The sequence below is a fragment of the Ohtaekwangia sp. genome (assembly GCF_036568665.1).
In the GTDB taxonomy this organism is placed as follows: Bacteria; Bacteroidota; Bacteroidia; order Cytophagales; family Cyclobacteriaceae; genus Ohtaekwangia.
This window is the reverse complement of the sequence record NZ_DATCSD010000276.1, coordinates 1-6,104: the sequence shown is the minus strand read 5'-3', so window position 1 is coordinate 6,104 and position 6,104 is coordinate 1. Positions and strand designations below refer to the sequence as shown.

The 6,104-nt window shown below is 43.5% G+C and carries 6 protein-coding genes; 2 read left to right on the top strand and 4 right to left on the bottom strand.

Features of this window, described 5'->3' with window-relative positions; genetic code table 11:
* Nucleotides 1-197: 197 nt before the first annotated feature.
* From VIN08_RS15395 to VIN08_RS15380, 4 genes are all read right to left on the bottom strand, one after another.
* On the bottom strand, nt 198-1,004 hold the full coding sequence (locus tag VIN08_RS15395; protein WP_331966873.1) for a heme ABC transporter ATP-binding protein: 807 nt from the start codon (nt 1,002-1,004) through the stop codon (nt 198-200).
* The gene (locus VIN08_RS15390) at nt 1,004-2,071 is read right to left on the bottom strand and encodes an iron ABC transporter permease (RefSeq protein ID WP_331966871.1); all 1,068 of its coding nucleotides are present in this window, start codon (nt 2,069-2,071) and stop codon (nt 1,004-1,006) included. Before VIN08_RS15390 ends, VIN08_RS15395 begins: the two co-directional genes overlap by 1 nt.
* Before the next feature lie 6 nt (nt 2,072-2,077).
* Nucleotides 2,078-2,926 (bottom strand): heme/hemin ABC transporter substrate-binding protein, encoded by an 849-nt coding sequence (locus VIN08_RS15385; protein ID WP_331966869.1) that lies wholly within the window; start codon nt 2,924-2,926, stop codon nt 2,078-2,080.
* A gap of 251 nt (nt 2,927-3,177) precedes the next feature.
* Nucleotides 3,178-3,828: a response regulator transcription factor gene (locus VIN08_RS15380; protein WP_331966867.1), complete on the bottom strand. Its 651-nt coding sequence runs from the start codon at nt 3,826-3,828 to the stop codon at nt 3,178-3,180.
* 358 nt (nt 3,829-4,186) lie between these two features.
* Between VIN08_RS15380 and VIN08_RS15375 the strand changes: the two genes are divergently transcribed.
* On the top strand, nt 4,187-4,744 hold the full coding sequence (locus VIN08_RS15375; RefSeq protein ID WP_331966865.1) for a ferritin: 558 nt from the start codon (nt 4,187-4,189) through the stop codon (nt 4,742-4,744).
* A 461-nt stretch (nt 4,745-5,205) separates the two neighbouring features.
* Nucleotides 5,206-6,104, top strand: an 899-nt coding sequence (locus VIN08_RS15370) for an endo alpha-1,4 polygalactosaminidase (protein WP_331966863.1), incomplete at its 3' end; no start/stop codon positions are given.

Genomic DNA, 6,104 nt, shown 5'->3' with positions numbered 1-6,104 from the left:
CCGATTTTAGTAGCCAGTAATTCTGCTTCGCTCGCGCCTAAATCTTTTGCTGCTTCGCGAATCCGTATACCGGGCTTTGCCTGTTGAATGCCTCTCCAGGCTTCGCGCAGGGAGGATGATTTGCTTTCTACGATTGTATTCATGTTCTGTCTGCTTAAATTATTTAGTAGTATATATAGTATAGGTTATATTTTGTGTTATTCGTTATTGATAGCAATACGCACCAGCTCTGTTCGCTCCGGAATGATATAGGGACAATTGTTACAGGGATCGTGGTATATATTTACTCTGCAACAGAAGGTTTCTTCAATGTTGGCTTTGGTAAAAGCCTGTTGTGCGTTGCCGGAAGCAATCACTCTTCCGTCACGCAAAAAATATACATGATCGGCAAACAGTATAGCCTGGTTAAGATCGTGTACGATGGCTACTACACCTATATTTCGTTCGCACACGCGTTTGGCTAAACTAAAGATGAGTTGCTGCTGTGCTATATCCAGACTGCTGGTAGGTTCATCCAGCAATATATAGCGGGGATGCAGGGCTTCTTCCCACACCTGTGCCAGCACACGCGCCAACTGTACGCGCTGCTTCTCGCCTCCGGAAAGCGTCAGGTAATTACGATTATAAAAGTGATGTACTCCTGTAAGGTTCATCACTTCTTCTACGATCTGGTCGTTCTCGCGCCTGCCTGCAGCATGACCGTGTCTGCCAAGTGTAACCACCTGCCCTGCGGTAAATGCAAATTGCATGGTGCTCGACTGTGGTAACACAGCACGAACCCAGGCCAGTGCCTGCGGAGTATAGCTGCGTACAGACTTACCGTTGATCATCACTTCACCACTATAGTGTGTATGCTCGTGTGCCATGGCTTTGAGCAATGTACTCTTGCCTGCACCGTTAGGCCCTACAATAGCTGTAAAGGAACCCGGCTCACTCTTCAGGCTGATGTTGTGGAGAATCTGTTTCTCACGTACGCTATAGGATATATTGATGGCTTCGTACATTACAATTCATTTTTGCGTTTGGCATTCATCAACAGACCTATAAAGAAAGGAGCACCGATCAACGCGGTAACTACACCTATAGGAAGTTCGGAGGGACTAACTACTACACGGGCGATGATATCAGAGAACACCAGTAACCACGCACCACCAATGATGGATGCCGGCAAAACGAGTTTGTTATCAGGAAAGAATGATACACGTATAACATGTGGTATAACAAGCCCGACAAAACCGATCATACCTGCGAGCGAAACACTTACGCCAACACCCAGTGCTGCGAGAAGAATGACGATGCGTTTTGTCTTCTCTACATTTACACCTATATGATAGGCTTCCGCTTCGCCTAACGCCAATGCATTAAGTGTCTTTGAAAAGAATAATAAACCGATACATGAGAGGAGAAGCAAAGGTGATGCAATAGCGAGTTTATCCCACGATGCGCCACCCAAATCTCCCAACGTCCAGAAAGTGAAAGTTCTTAGTTGATTTTCATCTGCATAAAAAATAGCCAGACCAATCAGTGCTCCAGCCAGTGCGTTGACAGCAACACCAATTAATACCAATACCGAAATATTGGTTCTGCCTACCTGGCTGCTTAACCGCAGCACCATAAATGTTGCGAGCAATCCACCGGCAAAGGCAACCAATGGCAACAGTGAAGTATATATCCACGTATGCAGTATAGCTGCCAGTGGCGCGCCAAAGACGATCAACATCACAACAGCAGCAGCCGAACCTCCGGATACTCCGATAAGACTTGGCTCTACCAACGGATTTCTGAAAAGTCCTTGAAGCGCAGCACCACTGATGCCCAGAGAGGCTCCAATTAATATTGTCATGAATACACGCGGTATACGAATGGAAGAGAGAACAATTTCATGCATACTGTCCACCTCTATATTTTTGAGTATACCAAACTTCTGCAGGATGATGATCGCTACATCTTGCACCGGAACAGAAACAGCACCAGTCGTTAGCGAGAATAAAACCGTAACGAGAAGACTGAGACCAAGTCCGACAAGAATGATCGATGTGCGATGATCGCGCAGAGAAACAGAGAAATTCATGGCTCGTTACTTTGCGCGCAGTTCAGGATGCAGCAACAATACCAGTTCTTTTACTGCTTCACCAAAGCGTGGACCGAAGTTGGTAAGCTTCAGACTTTCTATAGCGATGATCTGCTTTTTCTTGCCGGCTGTTGTCTGTGCTACACCGGGAATTTTCAGGGCACCTTCCATCCCGCCCAGGCTTTCAAAACCGGTTGATACCATGACGAGGTAATCAGGATTTGCTGCGATGAGTGCTTCTGTGTTGAGTGGTTTATAGCCTTCTATATCTGTAACAGCCGGTGTAGCTCCTACATAGCTCAGTATATCGCCAAAGGTATTTTTACCTGCAACGCTGATGGTTGATGTGCCCCGATTATATACTCCTAATACTTTGGGAGATGATGTAGTCTTCTTCAGCAAGGCATTCGCTTCCGCCAGTTCTCCCTCTACCTTAGCAATGAGTCTTTTTCCTTCTGCTTCGCGATTCAGCGCAGTAGCAATCTGCGCTATATATTTTTTGGTGTCGTTAAAATTATACTTCCTGTCTATGATTACCAGTTTTATACCACTGGCACTGAGTTGCTGCAGCACAGCATCTTCTACATAATCTTTCTCTGCTATAATAAGCGTTGGCTTCAGGCTAAGTATACCTTCAGCATTTATACCGCTGCGATAGCCTATTGATGGAAGCTGCTGAATGCTGGCGGGATACAGACTGGTGCGATCGGAAGCAATGATCTTATCGCAATCGCCCAATACACATACGGTTTCTGTTATCGCGCTGCCGGCTGTTATAATACGGAGTTGCTGGGCTTGCACTGCGCTACAGCAAAGTATAGCAAGCAGTAAAATATAGTGAGCTATAGATCTCATTTATTGTTTAGATTAATTCTAAACAAAAGTATACTTCGTGCTCACCTGACGTCAATCGCCTGTTGCAGGCATTTTTTATATACCTCTAAACAACTACAACGAAGTAATATAGGTATTAATGGAAACTACCTTGCAGAGGGTATATTTCACAAAAGGCATTAACCGATAACTGCTAGTCTTAAACAACCAGCAGACTAAATATAGTATAGATTTAAGCGTTGTAAGGAAATTATAGACTGAACTCTGGCTGACTATTTCGGCTTGATAAGGCCAAAATCCATAGCATAGATAACAAACTCGGTTGGTGATTTTATATTGAGCTTTCGGATGATGCTCTTGCGATGGGTTTGCACGGTATGCGGACTCAGGTGCAGATCATCGGCAATGATCTGTGTAGATTTACCTTGTGCTATAAGCGTAAGAATTTCTGTTTCGCGCGTGGTGAGTACTGAAGCATCATAACTTTCCGGCTCCGGATTGAAATGCTTTTCCATAATGATATCGAGGATCTTATGGCAGTAGAATTTTTCTCCGCGCGCGGTTGAGTGAATGGCCATCATAATCTCTTCGCGACTGCATGACTTGGTAAGATATCCTTTTATACCTAATTGCAATACATCGAGTATACTTCCTTTATTATCATCCGCAGAGATGATGAGGATGTTGGTAGCAGGAGAAATTTCTTTTACGATCTTAAGATCGTCTTTCGTAATGTAGCCGGCAAGATTATAATCAGTGATCAGCAGATCTGGTTTATGACGAGTCAGTAAAAGTTCGAATTGTTCGCGATCAGCTACTTCATCCAGGATGCTGGCGTCTTCACGTGGCTCTAAAAAGTGGATCAATCCGGCTGACGTCAGGGGTTGGCTATCCGCTAATAAAATTCGTATCGGTACACTCATCGGTCAACAAATCACGCTTGTTAAGGCGGAAAACCATTCAATTATTTAGACTAATTCCAAACAAAGGTAAGCATGAATGGCATACGTGTCAAGGAAACAATAACCCGATAACCCATTTAAAGGTACATTTGATCGATCAGGAGATGTGAGTCTTTCTGCACAGAAATCTACTCTGTAAAGGTTATAAATATACCCTGTAGAAGGTATATTATCTTGTTTCACCGTGCATCTGAATACAATCCAGAGTAACTTTATAACATAGCGCAGTAATTAAAAATTTTACTGAACGATCTATTACAAAATATGATCGCATAGCGTTATACTGCCCATAGTCGAAAACAACTTTATTATTTATCACATGAAAAAACAGTCTTATACCCCAGCCCGCTCCATCACTCCGGAAATCGAAGCATTGCTAAACAACCAGATCGTGATGGAAGGTAAATCTTCTGCTGCGTATTTATCAATGGCGTCATGGTGCGATACACAGGGCTTTGAGATCTCTGCAGAGTTTCTCTATAAACACTCTGAAGAAGAACGCAGACACATGCTGAAACTTTTCCGCTACGTGAACGCTGCCGGAGGACACTCCCTGCAACCAGAGATCTCTGGTATTAAACATTCATTCGCTTCGCTTCGTGAAGTGTTCGAAACAGTATTGCATCATGAAATTGAAGTAACCAAGTCTATCAACAACATTGTTGATCAGTGCCTGCAAATTAAGGACTTCGCTACGTTCAACTTCCTGCAGTGGTATGTAAACGAACAACGCGAAGAAGAAACCCTTGCACGCAGAGCCGTTGAGATCTTCGACATTATTGGTGAAGAAGGTGTTGGTCTCTGGATGATCGACCAGGAAGTAGGCAAACTCGAAGCATACGCGGCACGCGTTTCCGGCAAGATGAGCGGAGAGTAATTATTGATGATATATACTTTGACGGAGACTCGGTGCTTGGTATCGGGTCTCTTTTTTAGTTGTTAATTGTTAAAGGTAAGTCTTTTACTTCGGCATTCGTTGATTGATATTCCCTGTTTGTTATTCAATGCAGAAAATCTCCCACGGAACTCACAGATTTTCACAGATAAAACAGCCATTGTTTCCCGAATCCCGATAGCTATCGGGAGCAGATATACGCAGAAATATATAAGCAAAAGTGTAAAGCCTAAAGTTGAAAGTTACACCACTTTGACATTCTTTGATCGGTGTTCCTTGTTCGATATTCATTAAAGCGTAAAGCCAGTAATACTGCCCGGCTTTCCACTTTCCACACTATATCTTCAACTTTTATATACCACCACATAGGGCATAGCAATATATACTTCAATCGCATACAATATCGGGTGATAAATTCTGTTTATATTGTGAACTCCTATCTTATGAAATATACCCAATCCCTCGCAGCCAGCATTCTGCTACTTGCTTTTGCATGCTCATCGGATGATGATAATTCAACGTCATCGGCAGTTAACTATAAAGAAGAGATGCGGACCCTGGTAATCGGTATCAGCGCCAAAGCTAAAAGTACGGTGTCTGACTTTGCCATCGTTCCTCAGAACGGCATTGAACTCGTTACGCAAAATGGTGAAGAAGATGGCGCTCTTCACACGGCTTATCTCGATGCCATTGATGCGCATGGCCAGGAAGATTTTCTATATGGCTATGATGAAGACGATGTGGCAACTCCTTCGGATGTCACGACCCGATTAAAGACTTTTCTCGATCGCTCGAACAGCAGCGGCAATCGCATACTCATTACCGACTACTGCTCAACGGATAGTAAAAAGTCAGCATCCTATACTACCAATAACAGTTACGGTTATTTATCGTATGCTGCCGAACATCGTGAACTGGATATCATTCCATCCAGCGCACCTTACCAGGTGCATACCGGTGATGTGAATACTTTAGCGGATGCAAAGAATTTTCTATACCTGCTCAATCCCGATAACTTTTCTTCGAAGTCTGATTTTCTGCAGGCGTTGAAAAATACCAGTTATGATGTACTGATCATCGACTTATTCTTTCATGATGGTACATCTTTTACGGCCGATGAAATTGCCCAGCTAAAAACGAAGAGTGGTGGCGGCAAACGAAAAGTGATTGCCTATATGTCTATCGGAGAAGCTGAAGACTATCGTTATTACTGGCAAAGCGACTGGAACACCAACAAACCTTCGTGGATGGATGCCGAAAATCCGAACTGGCCTGGTAACTATAAAGTAAAATATTGGGAAACTGACTGGCAGAACATCATCTATAAGAACAGCGACTCGTA

Excerpts from the sequence above, each read along its gene's own strand:
- VIN08_RS15395 (WP_331966873.1), bottom strand. The coding sequence starts at position 1,004 with ATGTACGAAGCCATCAATATATCCTATAGCGTACGTGAGAAACAGATT.
- VIN08_RS15375 (WP_331966865.1), top strand. The coding sequence starts at position 4,187 with ATGAAAAAACAGTCTTATACCCCAGCCCGCTCCATCACTCCGGAAATC.
- VIN08_RS15385 (WP_331966869.1), bottom strand. The coding sequence starts at position 2,926 with ATGAGATCTATAGCTCACTATATTTTACTGCTTGCTATACTTTGCTGT.
- VIN08_RS15380 (WP_331966867.1), bottom strand. The coding sequence starts at position 3,828 with ATGAGTGTACCGATACGAATTTTATTAGCGGATAGCCAACCCCTGACG.
- VIN08_RS15390 (WP_331966871.1), bottom strand. The coding sequence starts at position 2,071 with ATGAATTTCTCTGTTTCTCTGCGCGATCATCGCACATCGATCATTCTT.